The organism is Pseudomonas sp. GW821-FHT09E12, assembly GCF_059416085.1.
In genome coordinates this window covers 551,137-570,751 of record NZ_JBWKOM010000002.1, presented here as the reverse complement: position 1 = coordinate 570,751, position 19,615 = coordinate 551,137, and the positions used below count along the sequence as shown (strand labels likewise).

General features: G+C 62.1%; 19 protein-coding genes and 1 pseudogene. 6 read left to right on the top strand and 14 right to left on the bottom strand.

What is annotated here, in order from left to right:
* The first annotated feature begins 1 nt into the window (after position 1).
* Positions 2-484 carry a GNAT family N-acetyltransferase gene (locus AC07PQ_RS07710; protein ID WP_493184954.1) on the top strand — a complete coding sequence of 161 codons (483 nt, stop codon included), beginning with the start codon at positions 2-4 and terminating at the stop codon, positions 482-484.
* A 39-nt stretch (positions 485-523) separates the two neighbouring features.
* On the opposite strand, the gene AC07PQ_RS07705 is transcribed toward AC07PQ_RS07710, so the two are convergent.
* The 3 genes from AC07PQ_RS07705 to AC07PQ_RS07695 all read right to left on the bottom strand — a co-directional run bounded on the left by AC07PQ_RS07705 (position 524) and on the right by AC07PQ_RS07695 (position 2,550).
* A complete protein-coding gene (locus AC07PQ_RS07705; protein ID WP_493184955.1) occupies positions 524-1,018 on the bottom strand; it encodes a GNAT family N-acetyltransferase in 495 nt (164 codons plus the stop codon).
* Positions 1,019-1,171: 153 nt separating this feature from the next.
* Entirely contained in the window at positions 1,172-1,792 is a 621-nt protein-coding gene (locus AC07PQ_RS07700; RefSeq protein ID WP_493184956.1) for a LysE family translocator, read from the bottom strand.
* Between the two features lie 137 nt (positions 1,793-1,929).
* Positions 1,930-2,550: a LysE family translocator gene (locus AC07PQ_RS07695; protein ID WP_493184957.1), complete on the bottom strand. Its 621-nt coding sequence runs from the start codon at positions 2,548-2,550 to the stop codon at positions 1,930-1,932.
* A gap of 244 nt (positions 2,551-2,794) precedes the next feature.
* Between AC07PQ_RS07695 and AC07PQ_RS07690 the strand changes: the two genes are divergently transcribed.
* Positions 2,795-3,823, top strand: coding sequence for a sterol desaturase family protein (locus AC07PQ_RS07690; protein ID WP_101339422.1), 1,029 nt, complete (start codon positions 2,795-2,797; stop codon positions 3,821-3,823).
* 12 nt (positions 3,824-3,835) lie between these two features.
* On the opposite strand, the gene AC07PQ_RS07685 is transcribed toward AC07PQ_RS07690, so the two are convergent.
* Together AC07PQ_RS07685 and AC07PQ_RS07680 are read right to left on the bottom strand one after the other, a co-directional pair.
* Entirely contained in the window at positions 3,836-4,228 is a 393-nt protein-coding gene (locus tag AC07PQ_RS07685; RefSeq protein ID WP_007931944.1) for a GFA family protein, read from the bottom strand.
* A gap of 78 nt (positions 4,229-4,306) precedes the next feature.
* Positions 4,307-6,028: a SulP family inorganic anion transporter gene (locus tag AC07PQ_RS07680; RefSeq protein ID WP_493184958.1), complete on the bottom strand. Its 1,722-nt coding sequence runs from the start codon at positions 6,026-6,028 to the stop codon at positions 4,307-4,309.
* Positions 6,029-6,514: 486 nt separating this feature from the next.
* On the opposite strand from AC07PQ_RS07680, the gene AC07PQ_RS07675 reads away from it, so the two are divergent.
* A complete protein-coding gene (locus AC07PQ_RS07675) occupies positions 6,515-6,853 on the top strand; it encodes a hypothetical protein (RefSeq protein ID WP_493184959.1) in 339 nt (112 codons plus the stop codon).
* 73 nt (positions 6,854-6,926) lie between these two features.
* On the opposite strand, the gene AC07PQ_RS07670 is transcribed toward AC07PQ_RS07675, so the two are convergent.
* Complete coding sequence (locus AC07PQ_RS07670; RefSeq protein WP_493184960.1) at positions 6,927-7,409, bottom strand: cupin domain-containing protein; 483 nt, start codon at positions 7,407-7,409, stop codon at positions 6,927-6,929.
* Between the two features lie 289 nt (positions 7,410-7,698).
* On the opposite strand from AC07PQ_RS07670, the gene AC07PQ_RS07665 reads away from it, so the two are divergent.
* Positions 7,699-9,825: a TonB-dependent receptor family protein gene (locus AC07PQ_RS07665; protein WP_493184961.1), complete on the top strand. Its 2,127-nt coding sequence runs from the start codon at positions 7,699-7,701 to the stop codon at positions 9,823-9,825.
* Between the two features lie 276 nt (positions 9,826-10,101).
* Positions 10,102-11,328 (top strand): MFS transporter, encoded by a 1,227-nt coding sequence (locus AC07PQ_RS07660; RefSeq protein ID WP_087089273.1) that lies wholly within the window; start codon positions 10,102-10,104, stop codon positions 11,326-11,328.
* Positions 11,329-11,385: 57 nt separating this feature from the next.
* On the opposite strand, the gene AC07PQ_RS07655 is transcribed toward AC07PQ_RS07660, so the two are convergent.
* Positions 11,386-11,544, bottom strand: a complete 159-nt coding sequence (locus tag AC07PQ_RS07655) for a DUF2986 domain-containing protein (RefSeq protein ID WP_007931951.1) — start codon at positions 11,542-11,544, stop codon at positions 11,386-11,388.
* Between the two features lie 79 nt (positions 11,545-11,623).
* Positions 11,624-12,319, bottom strand: a complete 696-nt coding sequence (locus tag AC07PQ_RS07650; RefSeq protein WP_493184962.1) for a tRNA (adenine(22)-N(1))-methyltransferase — start codon at positions 12,317-12,319, stop codon at positions 11,624-11,626.
* 359 nt (positions 12,320-12,678) lie between these two features.
* Between AC07PQ_RS07650 and AC07PQ_RS07645 the strand changes: the two are divergent.
* Positions 12,679-13,599, top strand: a pseudogene (locus tag AC07PQ_RS07645) (alpha/beta fold hydrolase); the annotation flags it as partial.
* A gap of 84 nt (positions 13,600-13,683) precedes the next feature.
* Here the strand turns inward: AC07PQ_RS07645 and AC07PQ_RS07640 are convergent.
* The 6 genes from AC07PQ_RS07640 to AC07PQ_RS07615 form a co-directional block, all read right to left on the bottom strand.
* Entirely contained in the window at positions 13,684-14,307 is a 624-nt protein-coding gene (locus AC07PQ_RS07640; RefSeq protein ID WP_493184963.1) for an NIPSNAP family protein, read from the bottom strand.
* Between the two features lie 169 nt (positions 14,308-14,476).
* Positions 14,477-15,658: an alpha-hydroxy acid oxidase gene (locus tag AC07PQ_RS07635; RefSeq protein ID WP_007931959.1), complete on the bottom strand. Its 1,182-nt coding sequence runs from the start codon at positions 15,656-15,658 to the stop codon at positions 14,477-14,479.
* A 141-nt stretch (positions 15,659-15,799) separates the two neighbouring features.
* Positions 15,800-17,077: an OprD family porin gene (locus AC07PQ_RS07630; RefSeq protein ID WP_007931960.1), complete on the bottom strand. Its 1,278-nt coding sequence runs from the start codon at positions 17,075-17,077 to the stop codon at positions 15,800-15,802.
* A gap of 228 nt (positions 17,078-17,305) precedes the next feature.
* A complete protein-coding gene (locus tag AC07PQ_RS07625; protein WP_007931961.1) occupies positions 17,306-17,806 on the bottom strand; it encodes a flavin reductase in 501 nt (166 codons plus the stop codon).
* 19 nt (positions 17,807-17,825) lie between these two features.
* A complete protein-coding gene (locus tag AC07PQ_RS07620) occupies positions 17,826-18,785 on the bottom strand; it encodes a PDR/VanB family oxidoreductase (RefSeq protein ID WP_007931962.1) in 960 nt (319 codons plus the stop codon).
* A gap of 80 nt (positions 18,786-18,865) precedes the next feature.
* The gene (locus tag AC07PQ_RS07615; RefSeq protein ID WP_053260825.1) at positions 18,866-19,606 is read right to left on the bottom strand and encodes an SDR family NAD(P)-dependent oxidoreductase; all 741 of its coding nucleotides are present in this window, start codon (positions 19,604-19,606) and stop codon (positions 18,866-18,868) included.
* Positions 19,607-19,615: the final 9 nt, after the last annotated feature.

Below are 19,615 nucleotides of genomic sequence, written 5' to 3'. Positions count from 1 at the left end.
GATGCCCGCCACAGCCGATAAAAATTCCCAGGTCATTTTGGTCTTGGCTCAACAAAGCGACTTGGACAATCTTGTAGCCATTCGAATCGAGGCCATGCGCGAAAGCCTGGAGCGGGTTGGGCGATTTGATCCAGTGCGCGCACGCGAACGCTTTCTTAGCGGGTTTGAGGCACGCACTACACGCTACATCGAGGTATCTGGAGAGAGGGTTGGTTTTGTCGTGGTCAAGCACCGGCGCACTGAACTCTTGCTCGACCACTTGTATGTGAGACCGACCGCGCAGGGATCAGGGATAGGCTCTGCTGTTCTCGCCCAGATTTTCAAAGAGGCGGATGTGGCTGGGCTCCCTATTAGAGTGGGTGCCCTCAAAGGCAGCGCTTCGAATCGTTTCTATACCCGCCATGGTTTTCACTTCATCGAAAGCGCTGAATACGATAATTACTATGTTCGTCAGTGCGTTCCGACGGTGGGCCTATCGCGCTGATGTCCCCTGCTGCAAAGCCTTCTCTTCGCCGTTGACCGGCTACGCCACCCCATCTGCCCCCCAATGACCTGGTAACGTGGCATCGGCCAATGGCTTCGCGTGCGTAGCAAAATCATCCTGTATCTGCTGGAACCCGCAGCGCAGGTAAAACGCGGCTCCCTGTGGTGTATCCGTGGATAGGCGCACCACACAAAATCGCTGAGCCGCGTGTTCCAAAAGCCGCTGCACCAGGGCTTTGCCCAGATTCCGGCCCCTTGCTGCACGCGCAACGTATACCCTCCGTAGCCTGCCGATATCCGGCCCGGCATAGGGGTCACGAGTAAGGCCACCGATGGCAATCAGTTGCCCGCTGCGGAAGGCGCCCAACAGGCACTCACCCGGTTGATCGAACCGATTCGAACCGTTCTCCCACTCTGCGACCAAGCGCGTAAGAAACCTGAAACCGTCCGCAACTGCCTCCGCTTCCAGTACCAGGACTTGCGGAGAAAGCGCTGAGATCTGGCGTATCGCCAGTTCGTCCGTTGACATAACCACTCGATATCCTTGTGTGGGTGGGTATCGGCCAGAAGCCGCCAATCACGGCAACTGGCAAGCGAACGCCGAAAAGCGCGGCTTCGCTAGCCCTTCTCGCCTCGGCTGCCGATATTCGTCGCCATCACGGACATGACCACCGAACGGCCTCAAAACCTACCGTTTACTGAAGGCAAGACGAGCCGCGAACAGCACGAAAATCATGCCAGTGGCGCGATCCATCCAGGTAATCACCTTCTCGCTGCGTAACATTTTGGCCAGCGGCTGGGTCGCGCCAATCAGGATGATCGACCAGAGCAATCCGATGGCGACGTGAATGCCGACAAGGCCAAACGTCCAGGTAATCAATGGCTGGCCTTGCGGAATGAATTGGGGGAGGAAAGAGACGTAGAAAATACCGATCTTGGGATTCAGGACATTGCCCATCATCCCCTTGAAGAACCAGTTCGTCGTTGTCTTGTCAGTGCCGCCGGCAGGGGACAACGATTGGCGGGGCCGCAACAGCATGTTGAGCCCGAGCCAAGCCAGATAGGCCGCACCGCAGTATTTCAAGACATTGAACGCCAGCTCTGACACGGCAATCAGTGCCCCCAGTCCAAAAGCCACGGCGGCGCCCCACGACAGGCAGCCCGCACTGATGCCAAGGGCCGCGCGTAAAGCCTGCTGCTTTCCTTCCACAGTGGCCGTTCGCAATACCAGGGCGGTGTCCAGGCCGGGCGTCAGGGTCAACAGTGTCGCGGCAAACGTGAAGGCAATAAGGTTGTCGAGGAAAGGCATAGGTGAGTCTCAGCCAGAGGTAGGCGAAAGATTATCCTTGAAAGGCGGCCGATTGAAATTCATGCCGACGCGCATCCCTTCCTGCACCTGGCCCATCAGCCCCTGACTACAAACCGCCCTATTCCCGCCGGCCAAAACTAAGCCCGCCGCGCCAACAGCAGCACCGAAGCCGCCGCCGACAACAACGCCGCGCAGCAGCGGTTGAAGATTCTCTTGCCCCGTGGCTCGGCGAACCAGCGGCGCAGGTGCAGGCCCATGTAGGCGTAGGCGCTGATGGCGATCCACTCCAGGGCCAGGAACAGTGCGCCGAGCACCAGGAACTGGGCGGGAACCGGGGCTTGCGGGTCGACGAACTGCGGCAGGAAGGCGGTGAAAATAAGGATGGCTTTCGGATTGCCGATAGCAATCAGGAATTCCTGCCGGGCCAAGGCCAGCAGGCCCAGTGGCGCGGTCTTGTTCTCGGCTTCGACCTGGGTATCCGCCGTCCACAGCTGGTACGCCAGGTACAGCAGGTAGCCAGCCCCCAGAATCTTGATCCCGTGAAACAGCAGCTCCGAAGCTTGCAGCACCACCGCCAGCCCGGTCGCCGCCAGGGCGATCATCAGGGCAAAGGCCGCCAGCCGCCCTACTCCCGCCAGGCAGGAGACGCGAAAGCCATAGGTAGTGGCATTGCGAATCGACAGCAGGTTGTTCGGCCCGGGCGCCATGTTGAGGGCGAAACAGGCCGGGAGAAACAGCACCAGGGTGGCAAGGTTCATGGATAAGTCCGTCGGCTGATGGCTTGAGTTCCACACCCGCCAACCGGGCGGGTGCGGGCCCACAAGCCTGCCCAATCCAGGGCATGCCGTCGAGAGTTTTTGTCGATGCTCGGCCAACAGCCGCAACCGGTTCCAGGCGGATGGCGCGCTGCGCACCTTGCCTGCTTGTCGCACCACCCTGCCCGGCCAAACCGAACTGATTTACAATGCCATTCTTTTTTTCTGGCTCAGAGGCTGGCGATTCGTGGATGCCCTGTCGCTTGTCTACAAGCACCTGACCGAGTGGGTGATCGCCCCTGTCACTGCGCAATTTCTCGGCATTTTCAATCTGAACGGCCGCCTCGGGGTCTTGTTCCTGTGCGTGTCCTACGGCGTCGCCTACGGCCTGTTCCGTTTCCGAAAGCGCCGCGGCCTGAGCCACGCCCGGTCGTTCTGGCAATTCCTCGGCGGCGGCCGGGTGCACCTGCATCCCTCGGCGCTGCTGGATTACCGCTACTACTTCGTGCGCGCCATTCTCAAGGTCGCGCTGGTGTTGCCCATCGTCCATCTGGTCGACCCTTACATCCTGCGCTCCGGGGACTACCTGGCCTTTTTCAGCAACCTCTGGGGCGAGCGCCCGCGCCTGGGCCAGAACCTGGGGCTGGCGCTGCTCTACGGGCTGGGGGTGTTCCTGCTCAAGGACTTCCTCCATTACTGGGCGCACCGGGCGTTTCACTCGCGCTGGCTGTGGGCCTTCCACAAGGTCCATCACTCGGCACCGGTGCTGGTGCCGGCGACGGCGAGCCGGGTGCACTTCGTGGAAAAGATCGTCGAGAAGCTGAGCATCAGCCTCGGCCTGGGTCTCTACGCCGGCTGCTTCTGGTATGCCTGCGGCGGCGAGATCGGCCGCTACACCCTGTTCGGCGTGACCTACCTGATATTCATCTTCAACAGCCTGGCGGCCAACCTGCGGCACAGCCATGTCTGGCTGTCGTTCGGCCCGCGGCTGGAGCATGTGTTGAACAGCCCGGCCCAGCACCAGATCCATCACAGCGACGCGCCCCGCCACTTCAACCGCAACTTCGGCACCAACCTGTCCCTCTGGGACTGGATGTTCGGCACGCTCTACGTCACCTCCTCGACACCCGAGCCGCTGCGCTTCGGCACCGGCGAGCGGGACCACCGGCGTTACCTGACGGTCTACAGCCTGATCGTCACGCCCTTCGTCGACACCGCCCGCAAGCTCCTGGCGAAACGCCCGCGCGGGGTGGCGCCCGAGACGCCCTGGTCATAGCCGGGGCGACAGCTATTGCTCGAAGCGACTGCTGGCATCGCGGTCGCGCTCGTAGCGCCTGGCGAGTGGAAACGCCGGCAACCAGGACTCGCGACGAATAGTCCAGCTTTCATAGGTGGGCTTGAGTTGGTCGGGGGCATCCAGGGCACCCAGGTTCACTTCGATTTCGTCGGCGCTGCGGGCGAACACCGACGAGCCGCAGTGCGGGCAGAAAAACCGCCCGGCGTAGTCGCGGGTTTCGCCCTCGACGGTCACCGCGTCCTCGGGGAAGATCGCCGAGGCATGGAACAGCGCGCCATGGTGCTTGCGGCAGTCGAGGCAGTGGCACAAACCGACCCGGTATGGCGGCCCCGACGCCACGAGCCGCACCTTGCCGCACAGGCAACCGCCGGTGAATCGTTGCATGCCGTACCTCCTCTTGGGTCAAGCGTTGGTGGTGGCTGGCCAAGGCCGCATTCAGTCATGAGACGGCGTGGACACCCGTTATGCGGTGCCGGACCGCGGCTCATCTTTCAGCGCCTCACGCTGCACCTGATTGCGCCAGACCCGATAAGCGCGGATGCCGGCGCGTACCGAGGGGAACAACAATTGCTGCTCCAGCTCGCGCGCCAGGCCCGAACGCACCAGCATCCGCAGGAATGCCCCGTGCGGCCGGGCAATGCCCAGGATGATGCCGCGGGCCAGCAGGGTGTCGCGCAGCTCCCTGAGGGCCACGATGCCGCTGACGTCGATCGAAGTCACCGCCTCGGCGACCAGCAGCACGGCGCGGGGCTCGGGCTCGCGTTCGACCGCCTCGAGCAGGCGCGCCTTGAAGTAGTCGGCGTTGAAAAACAGGATCGCGTCATCGAAGCGATACACCACCAGCCCCGCCAGCGTGCGCGCCTGCGGGTATTGACTGATATCGACCTGGCCTTCGATCCCGCGCACCCAGCCCAGCACCGCGTCGGTGGGCTGATAGATGCTTTTGAGCAACCGCAGGATCGCCAGCAGCACCGCGACGATGATCCCCGGTAGCACCCCCACGCCAATCACCCCCAGGGTGGTCAGCACACAGAGCCAGAACTCGAATCGGCTGAGCTTGCGGATGACCCGCATCGCCTGGATGTCGATCAGCCCCCAGCCCGCCATCAACAGCACCGCCCCCAGCGCCGCCTGGGGGATCCAGGCCATGGGCGCGGTGAAGAATAGCAGGATCAGGGCAATCACCAGGGCGGCGATGATCCCCACCAACTGGCTCTTGCCCCCCACCATGCTGTTGACCGCGGTGCGCGAATCGGCGCCGCTGATGGCGAAACCGCTGGAGACCCCGGCGGCGATATTGGACACGCCCAGCGCCAGGAACTCATGGTTGGCGTTGACCGTGTAGCCGTTCCTGGCGGCGAAGCTGCGGGCCGTCAGCATCGCGCTGCAAAAACTCACCGTGGCGATACCCAGCGCATCGCGCAGCAGGCTTTTCAGTTCGGCCTGGTTGGTCTGCGGCCAGCTCAACTGCGGCATGCCCGAAGGGATCGGCCCCAGTACGGAGACCCCGTAGCGGTCCAGGCGCAGCACCCCGACGCACAAGGTAGCGATGGCCACCGTCACCAGCGCCGCCGGCAACCTGGCAAAACGCCGCGGCAGCCAGATCAGCAGCGCCAGGGCGCCCGCCCCGATGGCCAGGGTCGGCCAATGGGTTTCGCCAAGCCGCTGCAGCATGTTCAGCAGGCTGAGAATGAAACCGTCGCCTTCGATCTTGTAGCCCAGCACCTTGCCCAGTTGCCCGGCCAGCAGGCTCAGGCCGATGCCGTTCAGATAGCCGATCAGGATCGGCCGCGAGAAAAAGCTGGCAATAAACCCCGCCCGGGCAATGCCGGCGCCGATCAGCATCAGGCCGACCAGCACCGTGACAATCACCGCCAACTGCGCCAGGCGCTCGGGATCGCCCAGCGCCAGAGGGGCGATCGCCCCGGCGACCATGGCGCAGGTGGCCGCATCCGGCCCGACCATCAACTGCCGCGAACTGCCCACCAGGGCATAGACCATCATCGGCAGCACGCAGGCGTACAAGCCGTACTGGGGCGGCAGCCCGACGATCTGTGCGTAAGCAATGGCAATCGGGATCTGCACGGCGGCCACCGACAAACCGGCCTGCAGGTCGTACCTGAACCATTCGCGGCGGTATTGCAGGAGATTGGCCAAACCTGGCAGCCAGCGGGCAAGCAGCATGGAAGTACCTTTGATCGAGGGCTTTGACGAAGGATGATGGCGGGCGCGAAACGTCGGGCCCTGGATGAGAGGTAAGCAGAGTCGGTTTTCTTTTCAATAAAATTGCGGCGTATCGAGCCTCCCCTGGTTTAGCAGGCACTGCGGTTGCCTCCTGGCGAAACGCTTGCGCGGGTGGCGCCCAGCCATCTGCGGTATCCGATGATCGGGCCTGGCAGCTGGCAGGCTCCTTTACTAGTGTCTACCCAACAGCAGCCGAACCGGTTTTAACGGGCCTGAATTCACTGTCCATGCCGTACTCCTTTTCGAACAGTAGCGTGTTCGCCTACTCGTTCCTCCCGGTACTCAAGGAGAGAACCATCCAGGAAGTGCACATGACACTTCTTGCCTGCCAAGGGACATTCTGAAACGTATCAGGCTTTCAGCTAGAGGGTTTTACACCCGAGCGCCGAGGTGAAAAGAGGCGCACTCATCGAAAGGAGATCGAAGATGGCTAGCATAATGAAAGTTTTGGACATCCACCTGTCACTGCTCAAGTCCAACCCACCACAGCTGCATATATTGGCCCATGGCCTGGTGGGCTCTCCGGGCTGGACCAACCCAAGATTGCAACCGCGGTTTTACATCGACTTCCCGAAAGACGGGATTCAAGACTTTGACTTCGTTGCTGACCCACCTCAGGGAGTTTCCATACTCCCCGTCTACCCCATCACCGCATCAGAGCACTGGGAAAACCCGCCACTGGGTAAGCTCAAAGGCATAAGAGTCCACTCTGCCACCAACTCGGTTGAAGAGTATATCGAGGGTGCAAAATCCATAGCCTGTTAATAGTCAAAACAGAGGGATATGTGTCAGGCCCTGCCTGACACATATCAGATCGAATCCAGCCTTCAGCCATTGCCTATTTTTTGCTGTTCCTGGGGTCGTCCGCCGGGTTGAGGTAGGTGATACCCCAGGGGCCCGTGCCGTGGAGCTGGAGCACAGTTTCCTGTTTTTGCGTGGCGGCGTACATCGGCATGCCGACGGGAATGATCAGGGTGTCGCCCGGGTGATAGGCCTTGGCCTTGGCCGCGTCGAAGCTGTCGCCGGTGGCGAAGTAGAAGGTGCCCGAGATCACGGTGACACGTTCGGTCACAGGGTGGGTATGCACGCCGATTTTCGTGTTGGCCGGCAGCATCAGGCGCATCGTGAAGGGCTCTGGTTTTTTCAGGTCGCCTTCGATCACCGAAATCATCACCCCGGGCCCTACCGAGGGCGCGGGTGTCCATTTCAGTTCGGCGGGGGTGGCGGCAATCAACCCTGTGCCCTCGGCCAGCGCAGCCGATGCCAGGAAGGTTGCGCCGAGCAGGGCCAGCGAAACAGCGACAGCTTTGTGGGTGCTCATCGTGATGTCCTCGCGGTTGAGAGCGCTGGGTGAATCGCAGCAGCGGCCGACATAGCGTCAACGCAAAAGCACAGCGGCTGCGCGATCGAGTCATATAGGGTGACGATAGCCGAACGCCGATGCGCGGATATATCCATTGCGAACAGCCTTGATAGCGCACGGGCATGGACGCTGGACTCCTGCCGATCTGCGCCTGCCAGGCAAAAGACAAAATTGCCATGTGTTTCCCTCGTTCTTTCATACGTCGCAGTTCTCTCTGCCCGTTGCCCATGCCTGGAGTTCCCCCCCGATGCCCTCGCCCCGTCCCCTGCCCTCTGCCTTGCTGGGCCTGGCCCTTGTCTGTCCGGCCACGGCCGAAGCCCAGGGCCTTGAGCTGGGACAGGTGCTGATCGGCGCCGAGGAGCGCAGCGGCGAAGACGCATCGATCGAGGAAGCCAAGGCGCGGCTGGCCCAGGTGCCCGGCGGCAGCAATGTGGTGGACCTGCGCCGCCCGCTGCAGGGCCGCGTGGCCAGCAACCAGGATGTGCTGGCGTATCAGCCGGGGGTCTATGCCCAGTCCGCGGGCAACGAAGGGGTGAAGATTTCGATCCGCGGTTCGGGGATCAACCGCGCGCCGGGCGCCCATGCCTCGGGGCTGTACACGATGCTCGACGGCCTGCCGCTGAGCGGCCCGGGCGGCACGCCCTATGAGTTGCTCGAGCCGCTGTGGCTGGACCGTGTGGAAGTGCTGCGCGGCGCCAACGGTTTCGACCGCGGCGCCCTGGCCCTGGGCGGCGCCATCGACTACATCAGCCACACCGGCTACGACGCGCCGAAGTTGCAGGTGCGCTACGCCACCGGCAGCCACGGTTATCAGCAGCGCCAGGTCAGCTCCGGGCAGGTGCTGGGCGACTTCGACTACTACCTGTCCCTGACCGACGCCCACTCCGACGGCTACCAGGACCACAGCGCCAGCAAGAGCCAGGGGGTCATCGCCAACTTCGGCTATCGCTTCAACCCGAACCTGGAAACCCGCTTCTATATCCGCCATCGCCAGACTGACAACGACCTCGCCGGGCGGGTCACCCAGCGCTCCATCGAGCACGACCCGCGGGCGGCTAACCCGGCCTACGTGACGCGTAACGACAGCCGCGACCAGCCGGGCAGCACCTTTATTGGCAACAAGACCACCTGGTACATCGACGACGATTCGAGTATCCAGACCGGCCTGGTCTACCACGACTACCCCATGGACCTGCGCGAAGGCCCCAACCGCCTCAAGGTGGCCTACACCGATGTCAGCGGCACCTTCGACTACAAGCGCCGCGACACCCTCTGGGGCCTGGAAAGCCACAGCACCCTGGGCCTGCGGGTGACCAAGCACCTGCCCAACTCAGGGGCCAGCGAATTGGTGCGTATCCCCAGCGGCAACACCGCCGGTTATGCGCCGGGTACTCATATGCGCAACTTCACCTACCAGGGTTCGGACAGCGTCCTGCATCTGGGCAATGACCTGGAAATCGCCGACGACCTGTGGCTGACCACCGGCCTGGCCGCCATTTACACCCGCCGCGAAAGCGCCGTGACCTACCCCGACGGCGGTGGCAAGACCAGCCTCGGCGACTGGGACTACGCGCCGCGCCTGGGCCTGCGCTACCAGCTGACCCCCGACCTGCAACTGTTCGGCAACCTCAGCCGCTCGGTGGAGGCGCCCCACCCCTGGTCGCTGATCTACAGCTCCAACATTCGTTTCCCGGCCGGCAGCGGCGCCGCCACCGGCACCCAGCGCGACCCGATCAAACTGCAAAACCAGACCGCCACCACCCTGGAACTCGGCGGCCGTGGCGACAGCGCCATCGGCCAATGGAGCCTGGCCTGGTACTACGCCCAGGTGCGCCACGAACTGCTCTCGGTGTTGCCGGACGCCAACGCCACCACCCCCTACGAGCTCAACGCCAGCCCCACCGTGCACCAGGGCGTGGAAGCCAGCCTGCAGAGCAAGCTGTGGTCAGGGAAAGACGGCGGCCAGCTGAGCCTGCGCCAGAGCTATACCTTCAGCGACTTCCACTACCGCGACGATGAGCGCTTCGGCGACAACCGCCTGCCGGGCCTGCCGATGCACTACTACCAGGGCGAACTGCGCTACGACTGGCTCCAGGGCTTCTTCGTCGCGCTCAACACGCAACTGGTGTCCAAGGTGGCGGTGGACTACGCCAACAGCTATTACGCCGATCCCTACGCGCTGTTCGGCGCCACCCTGGGCTACAACGCGCCCAAGGGCGACTGGCAGACCTGGCTCGACCTGCGCAACCTGACCGACCAGCACTACGCCGCTACCGTCACCCCGGGCTACGACGACAAAGGACTGGACGCCGCGCGATCGACGCCGGGCGAAGGCATGGCGATGTATGTCGGGGTGTCGTGGAGTTTGCGCTGAGGGGGTCGAATCAGGGCGGTTTCCGCCCTATGCCCAGGCGCGTTCAGGACGTCGTGCCCCTCCATCTTGCCGGATCAATGTGACAGGGATGACCGTTACCGAATGGGTCGCGACCGGCCAACAGCCGGTACTCGCCCAGCGTTTAATCGATGGCATTGATGATTATTATCGAGAGGCTCGCCTCTCGGCGTGCCAAAACCGACTCCTATAATCGCCTCGAATTTTCCCCCGCGCCCCTGTCCGCCTCAGGCGACATCCCCCTTGGAACCCAGCACCATGTCAAGCGCAAGCCAGGCCCCTCACGGCCTCCTCGAACATAGTCAACAGAGCGTCAAACAACAGTGGCTGGCGATTCTCTCGGTCGCCGTGGGTGCCTTCGCCCTGGTGACCAGCGAGTTTCTCCCGGTGGGCGTGCTCAACGATGTCGCCAGCGACCTGGGCATCACTGCTGGCCACGCCGGTCTGATGGTTACCCTGCCCGGCATCATGGCCGCCCTCGCCGCCCCCTTGCTGTCTGTGGGCATCGGTGTCCTGGACCGTCGCAATCTGCTTATCGGCCTGACGCTGATCATGATCATCGCCAACTCGGTCGTGGCCTACGCCAGCGACTTCAACCTGCTGCTGTTCGGCCGTGTGCTGCTGGGCATCAGCATCGGCGGTTTCTGGGCTACCGCCATTGCCCTTAGCGGCCGCCTGGCCCCCAAAGGAGTGGGCGTAGCCCAGGCCACCTCGATCATCATGGTCGGTGTGACCCTGGCCACCGTACTGGGCGTGCCCGTAGGCACCTGGCTGAGTGGCCTGATGGGGTGGCGCATGACCTTCCTGGTCACCGCACTGTTGGGTATACCGGTGCTGCTGGCGCAGGTCTTCCTGCTTCCGCGGCTCACCCCGGACAAGGCCATTCGCATCAGTGACCTGCCGGCCTTGTTCATCAACCCACAAGCTCGGGTCGGACTGATCGCAGTCTTGCTGATCGGCCTGGCGCACTTTGCCGCGTACACCTATGTCGCCCCCTTCTTCAAACAGAGTGCCGGCTTCGATGGGCCGACTATTGGTTCATTTCTGCTGCTGTATGGCGTGGCCGGGGTCGTGGGGAATATTTTCGCCGGCTTCGCCGCCAACCGGAGCGTGCGTCATACCCTGTTGCTGGTCGCACTGATGATCGGCACCAGCACTGCCCTGTTCCCCTACTTCGCCACCGGCATGACTGGCGCTGCGATGTTGATCGCGCTCTGGGGCTTCGCCTTCGGCGCCTTCCCGGCCTGCGCCAGTATCTGGATGTTTGTCGTAGCGCCCAAGGATGTCGAACGCGGCATGCCACTCTTCGTCGCCTTGTTCCAGGTGATTATTGCGTTGGGCTCGTTCTTCGGCGGGAGGATCGTCGACCAGCTGGGCAGCTCGGTGCTGTTGAGCCTGGCCACGGTCCTGGTGGGCTGCGGTTTTGTCACGGTACTTGTGCTGGGACGCAAGGTCAGTAATAGCCTGGCGGCCCAACCCGGCTAACAGGTTGATGTAAATAGCCGGGCCTTGTAGCAGCAATGGCCGCTCAAGCGCCATGGATCAGCTCTCGGAGGACACCACGGACTCCGGACTGGACTCGGCAGCCAGCTTCAATCGGTCGGCCTTGCTGATGTATTTGGGCTTTCGCGGTGCCAGCTTGGCACTGGCCTTTTTCGCGTTAGCCTTTAATAGCTGATTGATTTTCTTGCGACGATTCATGTTTTTTCTGCTCGGCTTGTGAATGCTTGAATGATAGGGGATTCAAAGCGCCCCTTCCTGTACAACCCCTGGACCGCGTTCAGGCCAGCAGCTCGCTGATCCACCGGGCCTGCCGGGCGATGTCCTGGACCTTCTCCTCGGGCACGGCCTGCCGGGCCCGGGCGAAGTGGGCCAGGGTCTTGTGTTTCAGGCGCAGCATGCGCTGCCACTTGGCCAGGAAGGCCGGGCTGCGGGCCTGCAGTTGCAGCGGGCCGAAGTACAGTTCCTCGGCGGTGTAGCTCACCGGCCCGGCGCGCTCGGCGACGATGATTTCGTAGAAAAAGCGGTTTTCCCGCAGCACTTCCTCGCCGAGGATGCGGTAGCCATGCTCCATCAGCCATTGGCGCAGGGGCTGCTCGCCGCCGTTGGGCTGCAGGATCAGGCGTTCCTGGCCGCTCAGGCGGGCCTTGCCGCTGTCGAGGATGTCGCGGATGGTCTCGCCGCCCATGCCGCAAATGCTGATCGCCGTGATCCGGTCTTCCGGCTCGATCGCCGCCAGGCCGTTGGCCAGGCGCACGCTGACGTCCGAGCCCAGCGCGTTTTCGCGCACGCTGCGCTGGGCCGCGTGGAACGGCGTCAACGCCACCTCGCCGGCCACCGCCGCGGCGATAAGGCCACGGCGCAGCAATGCCACCGGCAGGTAGCCGTGATCCGAGCCGATATCGGCCAGGCGCGCACCCGCTGGCACATGCGCCGCCACGCGCTCCAGGCGCATGGACAATGTCTGTTGGTTCAACTGCCGCCCCTTTTCACCACGAACGTCCGGCGCCTGTGGCCGGATCGGGGCGCGATTCTGTCGGGCAATGGCGTGCATTTCAAATTTATGCGACCGGGGCCAGGGTTCGCGCCGTCCTGGCGCTCGCGCATCGGCGCCATGGCAAGCCGGGGCATAAGCCACTTTTGTATCGAGCTTTGCGCAGCCCAAGAGGCGGGAATGGGACGTCGCTGTCCCGCTGCCAAACCACCGAGTATCGCAATGTATCTGCATGACTTCTCGCTACATAAGCTTGCATCCGCCCCAGGATTCGGACACAGGCCAGATACGTCGCGGCCATCAAATGCAACCCAGGTTGAAGGGGATCAGCCAGGTCCCCCGCCACCACTTATGCCGCCCCTTCGCCGTTCGGCCCGCTGAAGCATGTCAACGCCGGGCTGCTGGACGTGGCATACGCCGAAACAGGCCCCGCCGATGGCCCGGTGGTGATTCTGCTGCACGGCTGGCCGTACGACATTCACAGCTTTGATGAGGTTGGGCCCTTGCTGGCGGCCAAGGGTTATCGGGTGCTGATGCCCTATGCCCGCGGCTACGGCGATACCCGTTTCCTGTCGGCGAAAACCCTGCGCAATGGCCAACCGGCCGCGCTGGCCAGTGACGTCATCGACTTCATGGATGCACTGAAGATCAAGCAAGCAGTGCTCGGCGGCTATGACTGGGGCGCGCGTTCGGCGGACATCGTCTCGGCGCTGTGGCCGGAGCGGGTCAAGGCGCTGGTGTCGGTCAGCGGCTACCTGATCGGCAACCAGGCGGCCGGCCAGAATCCGCTGCCGCCCAAGGCGGAATTGCAGTGGTGGTACCAGTTCTATTTCGCCACTGATCGCGGTCGCGCCGGCTATGAGAAAAACACCCACGACTTCGCCAAGCTGATCTGGCAACTGGCCTCGCCGCAATGGAAATTCGACGACGCCACCTTCGAGCGCAGCGCCAAGGCCCTGGACAACCCCGACCATGTCGATATCACGGTGTTCAACTACCGCTGGCGCCTGGGGCTGGTTCAAGGCGAAAGCCGCTACGCCACCCTGGAACAGAAACTGGCCACGGCCCCAACCATCAGCGTGTCGACCATCACCCTCGAAGGCGATGCCAACGGCGCGCCGCATCCAAACCCCGCGGATTACGCCAAGCGCTTCACCGGCAAATACCAGTTCCGCCTGATCAGCGGCGGCATCGGCCACAACCTGCCGCAGGAAGACCCGCGGGCGTTCGCCCAGGCGGTGATCGATGCGGATCAGCTGTGAGGTCGGCCTGACTGTCCTGGGCAAAACATGGCGTGGGGAATGACTAGCGTTGAGTGAACCGCGCCTCACCGATCAGCGGCCGTCTCACAGCAACGGCGAAAAGCTCGCCGGCAGGTAGATCATCGAATGCATGTCGCGCAGTTGCGGACCTGAGTTTTCCGGCGGCCAGACGCCATCCTGTACGGCACGGGTGCGCACGTCCAGGCGCTGTTCGAGCGAGTAGTACGGCCAGATGTGCAAGTACCGAGGCAACTGACCGTCGGTGGCATAGAAGGCGGCATATACCGGCGAATATTGCTCGGCGGTTCTGGGGCCCAGCGCTTTTTTCCAGCCCCTCAGCGTGGGTGCCAGACCGGATGGCAGCAGATCGTAGATACGAAACTCGTAGAACGGCCCGTGCCGCCCGGCAGGCAGCGGCTGGAGAAAGGGAAACAACGAATAGTTTTCCACGCGCATCTCCATCAGATACGCCTCAATGCCAAACGCGTCGGCAGCCGCCAGATAACGCTCGCGCTCGACCTGGCGAGACGCCTCGTCGGCAAAGCCGCGCAACATCGCGATCTGATTCAGCGGGCCGACCTCCGATGCCCAGCACCCCATCAACTTCACGCCGGCGCCTTGCGCCAGCAGGCGCTGTTCCAGACACACCATGGCGATGGCGACAGTGCGCACGCGCACGGTGAACGTGATCAACTCGTACAGCTTCATGAATACCTCGGCTCAGGACCAGAGATGCGTGGATGATCCGCACCCACAACGAAAAATACATTGCGTCGCTGAACACCGGCGACAGCTCCCTCGACTCGAGCGCGCGGTCAAACATCCGGGCGGTTCTGCAACGCAGTTAGCTGTTCCAGCTTGCAACGCAGTTTGATGCTCAAGCGCGTCGACGCTGGAACACGCTGTCACCGTCAAGGTGATTGAGGTGGGTACAGCCCATCAGGTTCATGGTCAGTGCGAGTTCAGCCGTCAGCAGGTCCAATGCCCGTCCTGCTCCGGCTTCACCGGCCGCCGCCACCCCGTAAAGGGTGGATCGGCCCAGCAGCACGGCATCCGCACCCAAGGCGAGCGCTTTGACGATGTCGCTGCCACGGCGAATGCCGCCGTCGAGCAGCAGGCTGAGTTTGCCCCGTGCCTGCGGGGCGATGGCCGCCAGCGCGTCGAGACTGCTCAGTGCACCGTCCAGCTGGCGACCACCGTGGTTGGACACCACCACGCCGTCGAGCCCAAGGGTGATGGCGCGCTCCACATCTGCCGGATGCAATACGCCCTTGAGCAACAGTCGCTCTCCCCACTGCTCACGCAAACGCGCCAACATGTCCCAGTCGAGCAAGGTATCCATCTGCTGGCCGATAAACGCCATCGATCCCAGGGGGTTACGCTCGCGCGGTGGCAAGTAGGGTTCGAGGTTGCCCATGCCGGGCAGCCCCGATGGCCACATCACCTGCTTGAGCCAGCGCGGGTGGCGGACCACATCCAGCTTGTTGCGCCATGTCAGCTGGCGCGACCTGGCAAAATTGCGCCGGTCCCATTGGCGATTACCCAGCACCATCGCATCACAGGTCAACACCAGGGTCCGGCAGCCTGCGTCGGCGGCCCGCTGCAGCAAATCGTTTTGCACCCGCGGATCGCGCATGGCGTACATCTGGAACCACAGGTCGACACCAGGCACCGCCGCGACAAGCTCTTCAAGCGAGGTATTGGACGCGGTACTCAGGCTGAAGGGCAGCCCCCGTGCCGTTGCCGCCCTGGCCAAGTGAATGTCGGCATCGCGGTGCAGCAGGCCGTTATAGCCCGTCGGCCCAATCAGCATCGGCATGGGCAACACCCGGCCGAGCACGGCGCGACAAGTGTCGGGCGCATGGCAGGGCACCATGGCCCTGGAATGCAGGCCAAAGGCGCTGAACGCCGCGAGATTATCCTTGAGCGTCAATTCGGCCTCCGCACCGCCGCTGAGGTACTCCCACACGAAGTAAGGCAAGCGCCGCCGGGCTATCTCGGCCAATTCGGCGATACTGTGAACGCGATCCAAGTCGCAGCCGGTATAAAAACGACGCATAGGCAATCCTTAAAGCGCGGCATAAAAACCGCGGTAAAAAAGTCCGGAAGGAGCGCTCCGGACGAAGGAAAAACAATGTTGAAGTTCAACCGTGCCGGATGCGCAGGCCGGCCTGGAAGCCGCGAACGACTTCCAGGGATTTCAGAACTTCCAGGTGTAGGTCGTGATCAGGCGATTTTCCTGATAGTCCACCCCCGACGCCCTGCCATTGCCATAGCGCGTCTTTACGTCAATCCGGCGCCACTCGAAACCTAAGTCCTTCAGGGGACCGCTTTGCACCACATAGCCGAGCACGATGTTGCGTTCACTTTCGACGTTCTGTTCGAGGCTATTGCTGCCCCGGTCGATACCGGTGCCGCGTATGTAACGCGTCATCAATTTCAACCCCGGCAACCCGACGCCCGCGAAGTTGTAGTCATAACGCAATTGCCAGGAGCTTTCGTTCGGCTTGACGAACGCCACTGTCGACCAGTTCACCAGATAAGGCTGCGGCGCATAGCCATTGAGCGTTGGGAATGTCGACTCGCCGAGCATGCGCTGGTAGCCGACACCGAAGGCGTGGGCGCCTTTTTTCAGGGTGGTCATGACGCCATAGGAGCGGTTGTCGATATCGCCGTACAGCGCTTTGCCGTCTTCACTGTGATTGAAGTAACGAAGGTCTGTCTTCAAGCCGTAACCGGCACCCAGATCATGGTTATAGGTCAGCCCCAGGTAGTGTTGTTTATAGATATCCTCCAGTTGCCCGAAGAAATAAGTACCGGACAAGTTTGGGGTAAATACATAGGTGGCACCCGCAAAGTTCAACCCATCACTGCGGCGTTTGATGTTAGGACCATTGAACAAGTACATCTTCTCGGTATTGGAAGACTCCCGGGAGCTGATTTCGGTAAAGCGACCGCCCGTCAGTGTCAGCTTTTCCACTTCCCTGGATTCGATCTGTACACCGTGATACGTGGTGATCAATTGCCGCGAATCGTCGATGTAGGCCACCGGCAACGTCGGACGAAGTTCACCTATCTTGAGTTCGGTTTTGTTGTAACGCACCTTGCCGGTCAGCGCCGCACGGCCATAGTCACGGACTTGTTCGCCCTTGCTGGCATCGTACGGAATGATGCTGTCCGGGCCCCGTCCACCGCCGCCGTCCAAGCGATAGGCGTACTGCGCCGAAAGGTCCAGGCCAAACTGCAGCGTGCCTTCGGTGTAACCCGAGATCGCGCGAAAATCGAAACCTTGGGTCCAACTGCCCACCCGGGATTGCGGCGCGTCATGCTGTTTGAAATCACGGTCAATGTAGAAGTTGCGCATCCCCAGACTGACTTGTCTGTCATCTACGAAGTCGGCATATACAACGACCGGCATGAAGATTCCCATCACGGCCACAGGAGTGACGCCACGGCTTACCCAGCAATTCTGAGACATCAAGCGTTCCTTCTTTTTTACATGCACAAAGGCACGGCTAGTGGAAGCAGATTAGTTCAGCAAAAGTTAAACTTAGGCAGTCAATCCGCAGTATTGTTTTTATAACCACTCACTGCAAAAAAAGGCGTAACACAGTCATTCGCCAGAACAGCGACAACTGCTTTCTTGTTATTCAATAAACTTAATGATCATGGAAGTCCTTATCGAAACTTCCGGGTTCCAGCCCTGTCAGGGAGTTGCTTTGGATGCATCTCCCAAGCGGTGGTAGGCGCGATTGAAATACACCAGGCCTTCCTGGCTTTCGCCATTACGGATACCCAGGACTTCGCAATAGAAAATTGTGTGCGATCCGACTTCATGAGCCTGGGCGATGCGGCAGTCAAAACTCACCAGTGCCTCATCGAGCAGCGGCGCCCCACTTTCCAGGGTGGTCCAGGATGCGCAGGAAAAGCGCTGCTCGGCATCGAGGTTGCGGTTGGAAAACGCCCCCGATACCTCCTGGTGCCCCGGCGTCAGGACGTTAACGCTCAGCACCCCATTACTCTTGAAATGCACATTGGAAAACGACGAGCGATTCATGCACACCAACAGTGTCGGCGGCTGGTCGGTCACGCTGCACACCGCCGAAGCGGTGAAGCCGAAACGACCCGCAGGGCCATCGGTGGTGATGATCGAAACCGCACCACCGAGCATTGCCATTGAGTTACGAAACCCCGTTGTATCGACCATGGTCTTACCCTCCGGTCTATCAGATATCCAGCACCAGCTTCTTGGATTTGGCTCGGGAACAGCACACCAGAATCTGGTCATTGGCGGATTTTTCGTCATCCGTGAGATACACGTCGCGGTGATCCGGTTCGCCTTCGATAACGTCGCACAAGCAGGTGCCGCAAACGCCCTGCTCACAGGACACTTCAATCCTGATGCCCACGGCAGCCAGTGCCTCGACAATGCTCTGGCCCTCGACCACCTGGACGGTCTTGCCACTACGCTGGGCAACCACTTCGAAGCCCGCGCCCGAGGTGTCGACTTCGACCTGGAAGTATTCGCGGTGCACATGATCGTCGGCGTAACCTGCTTCCAGGGCCTGGGCAATGATCCAGTCCATGAAGCCGGACGGTCCGCAGACATACAGGTGTACACCGGCCTGGGGGGTGCCCAGCACCCTGGACAGGTCGAGTTTCTGTTCGACGGCTTCGTCGTCGAAATGCGTGTGCAACCGGGAAGCAAACGCAGCGCTGCCCAACTCGTCGAGAAAGGCGCTGCGACTGCGCGAGCGGCCGCAATAGTGCAGTTCGAAATCGCTGCCGCGGGCATTCAATGCGTAGGCCATGGCGACCATCGGGGTAATGCCGATACCGCCACCGATCAGGATCGAGCGCCTGGCATCGCTGGCCAGCGGAAAGTGATTGCGCGGCAGGCTGATCTCGATCTCGCGCCCTTCTTGCAACCACTCATGCACCGCCACCGAACCGCCCCGCGAGGCGGGATCCTTGAGTACCCCCAAGCGATAGGCGCTGGCGTTGGCCGGATCGCCACACAGCGAATACTGACGAACCAGCCCAGCCTTGAGATGGATATCGACATGCGCGCCCGCCTCGAACGCGGGCAAGGGCTGTCCCGACGCATCGCTCAGATCCAGCACGACGACACCTTCGCCCTGCTCTTCGCGCTTGCGCACGACAACTTTCAATAATTGATCGCTCATACCGGACTGTCCCGAATTGGTTGTACGGGCGCGCACCTGGGCACGCCCTGCTGCTGTTGCAAAACGTGGCGCCAATGACCTCAGCGCATGAAGAGCCCGCCGTTCACGTCCCAGGTCGCCCCGGTGGTGAAGTAGGCGTCTTCGCTGGCCAGTTGCACGATCAGCCTGCCGATGAATGCGGCGTTGCCCAATTGCTTGACCGGAATCGCCTCTATCAGTTTCTCCAGGCGCTCGGGCGGCACGGCGGCACGTACCGCCGGCGACTCGACAGGGCCCGGGGCGATGGCGTTGACCGTGACACCGGAGGCCGCCAGCTCTTTGGCAAAGACCTTGGTCAAGGTGATGATTGCGCCCTTGGAGGCGGCGTAATGCGCGCCGGTCGCGGTGCCGCCGTTCTGCCCGGCCAGGGAGGCCATATTGATGATCCTCCCGTACCCCCGGGTCGCCAGATAGCTGCCGAACACTTGGCAGCCGACAAACGTGCCGCGCTGGTTAACGCTCACCACCCGGTCGAACTCTTCCGGGCTGATCTGCATCACGGGCGTGGTCATGGTCATCGCGGCGTTGTTCACCACCACCTGCAACGCCCCCCAATGCGCGACGACAGCCGCCAGAGCGTCCTCGAAATCGACCTTACTCGACACGTCGAGCTTGAGCGCCAGCACCCGTTCGCCAGTAGCGTCCAGCTCAGCGGCGGTGGCTTGCGCCGACTCCAGCGAGCGGTCGCTGATCACGACCCGGTAGCCGCTGTTCAGCAGTTGCTCGGCAATGCTCCTGCCCAGCCCCTGGGCCGCTCCGGTGACCAATGCAACCTGTGTCATGGCAGCGTC

Bases quoted from the DNA above. Each gene is read 5' to 3' on its own strand.
- AC07PQ_RS07710 (WP_493184954.1), top strand. From the start codon at position 2: ATGCCCGCCACAGCCGATAAAAATTCCCAGGTCATTTTGGTCTTGGCT.
- AC07PQ_RS07700 (WP_493184956.1), bottom strand. From the start codon at position 1,792: ATGCCTTTCCTCGACAACCTTATTGCCTTCACGTTTGCCGCGACACTG.
- AC07PQ_RS07695 (WP_493184957.1), bottom strand. From the start codon at position 2,550: ATGAACCTTGCCACCCTGGTGCTGTTTCTCCCGGCCTGTTTCGCCCTC.
- AC07PQ_RS07685 (WP_007931944.1), bottom strand. From the start codon at position 4,228: ATGCAACGATTCACCGGCGGTTGCCTGTGCGGCAAGGTGCGGCTCGTG.
- AC07PQ_RS07680 (WP_493184958.1), bottom strand. From the start codon at position 6,028: ATGCTGCTTGCCCGCTGGCTGCCAGGTTTGGCCAATCTCCTGCAATAC.
- AC07PQ_RS07675 (WP_493184959.1), top strand. From the start codon at position 6,515: ATGGCTAGCATAATGAAAGTTTTGGACATCCACCTGTCACTGCTCAAG.
- AC07PQ_RS07670 (WP_493184960.1), bottom strand. From the start codon at position 7,409: ATGAGCACCCACAAAGCTGTCGCTGTTTCGCTGGCCCTGCTCGGCGCA.
- AC07PQ_RS07665 (WP_493184961.1), top strand. From the start codon at position 7,699: ATGCCCTCGCCCCGTCCCCTGCCCTCTGCCTTGCTGGGCCTGGCCCTT.
- AC07PQ_RS07660 (WP_087089273.1), top strand. From the start codon at position 10,102: ATGTCAAGCGCAAGCCAGGCCCCTCACGGCCTCCTCGAACATAGTCAA.
- AC07PQ_RS07655 (WP_007931951.1), bottom strand. From the start codon at position 11,544: ATGAATCGTCGCAAGAAAATCAATCAGCTATTAAAGGCTAACGCGAAA.
- AC07PQ_RS07640 (WP_493184963.1), bottom strand. From the start codon at position 14,307: ATGAAGCTGTACGAGTTGATCACGTTCACCGTGCGCGTGCGCACTGTC.
- AC07PQ_RS07635 (WP_007931959.1), bottom strand. From the start codon at position 15,658: ATGCGTCGTTTTTATACCGGCTGCGACTTGGATCGCGTTCACAGTATC.
- AC07PQ_RS07630 (WP_007931960.1), bottom strand. From the start codon at position 17,077: ATGTCTCAGAATTGCTGGGTAAGCCGTGGCGTCACTCCTGTGGCCGTG.
- AC07PQ_RS07625 (WP_007931961.1), bottom strand. From the start codon at position 17,806: ATGGTCGATACAACGGGGTTTCGTAACTCAATGGCAATGCTCGGTGGT.
- AC07PQ_RS07620 (WP_007931962.1), bottom strand. From the start codon at position 18,785: ATGAGCGATCAATTATTGAAAGTTGTCGTGCGCAAGCGCGAAGAGCAG.
- AC07PQ_RS07615 (WP_053260825.1), bottom strand. From the start codon at position 19,606: ATGACACAGGTTGCATTGGTCACCGGAGCGGCCCAGGGGCTGGGCAGG.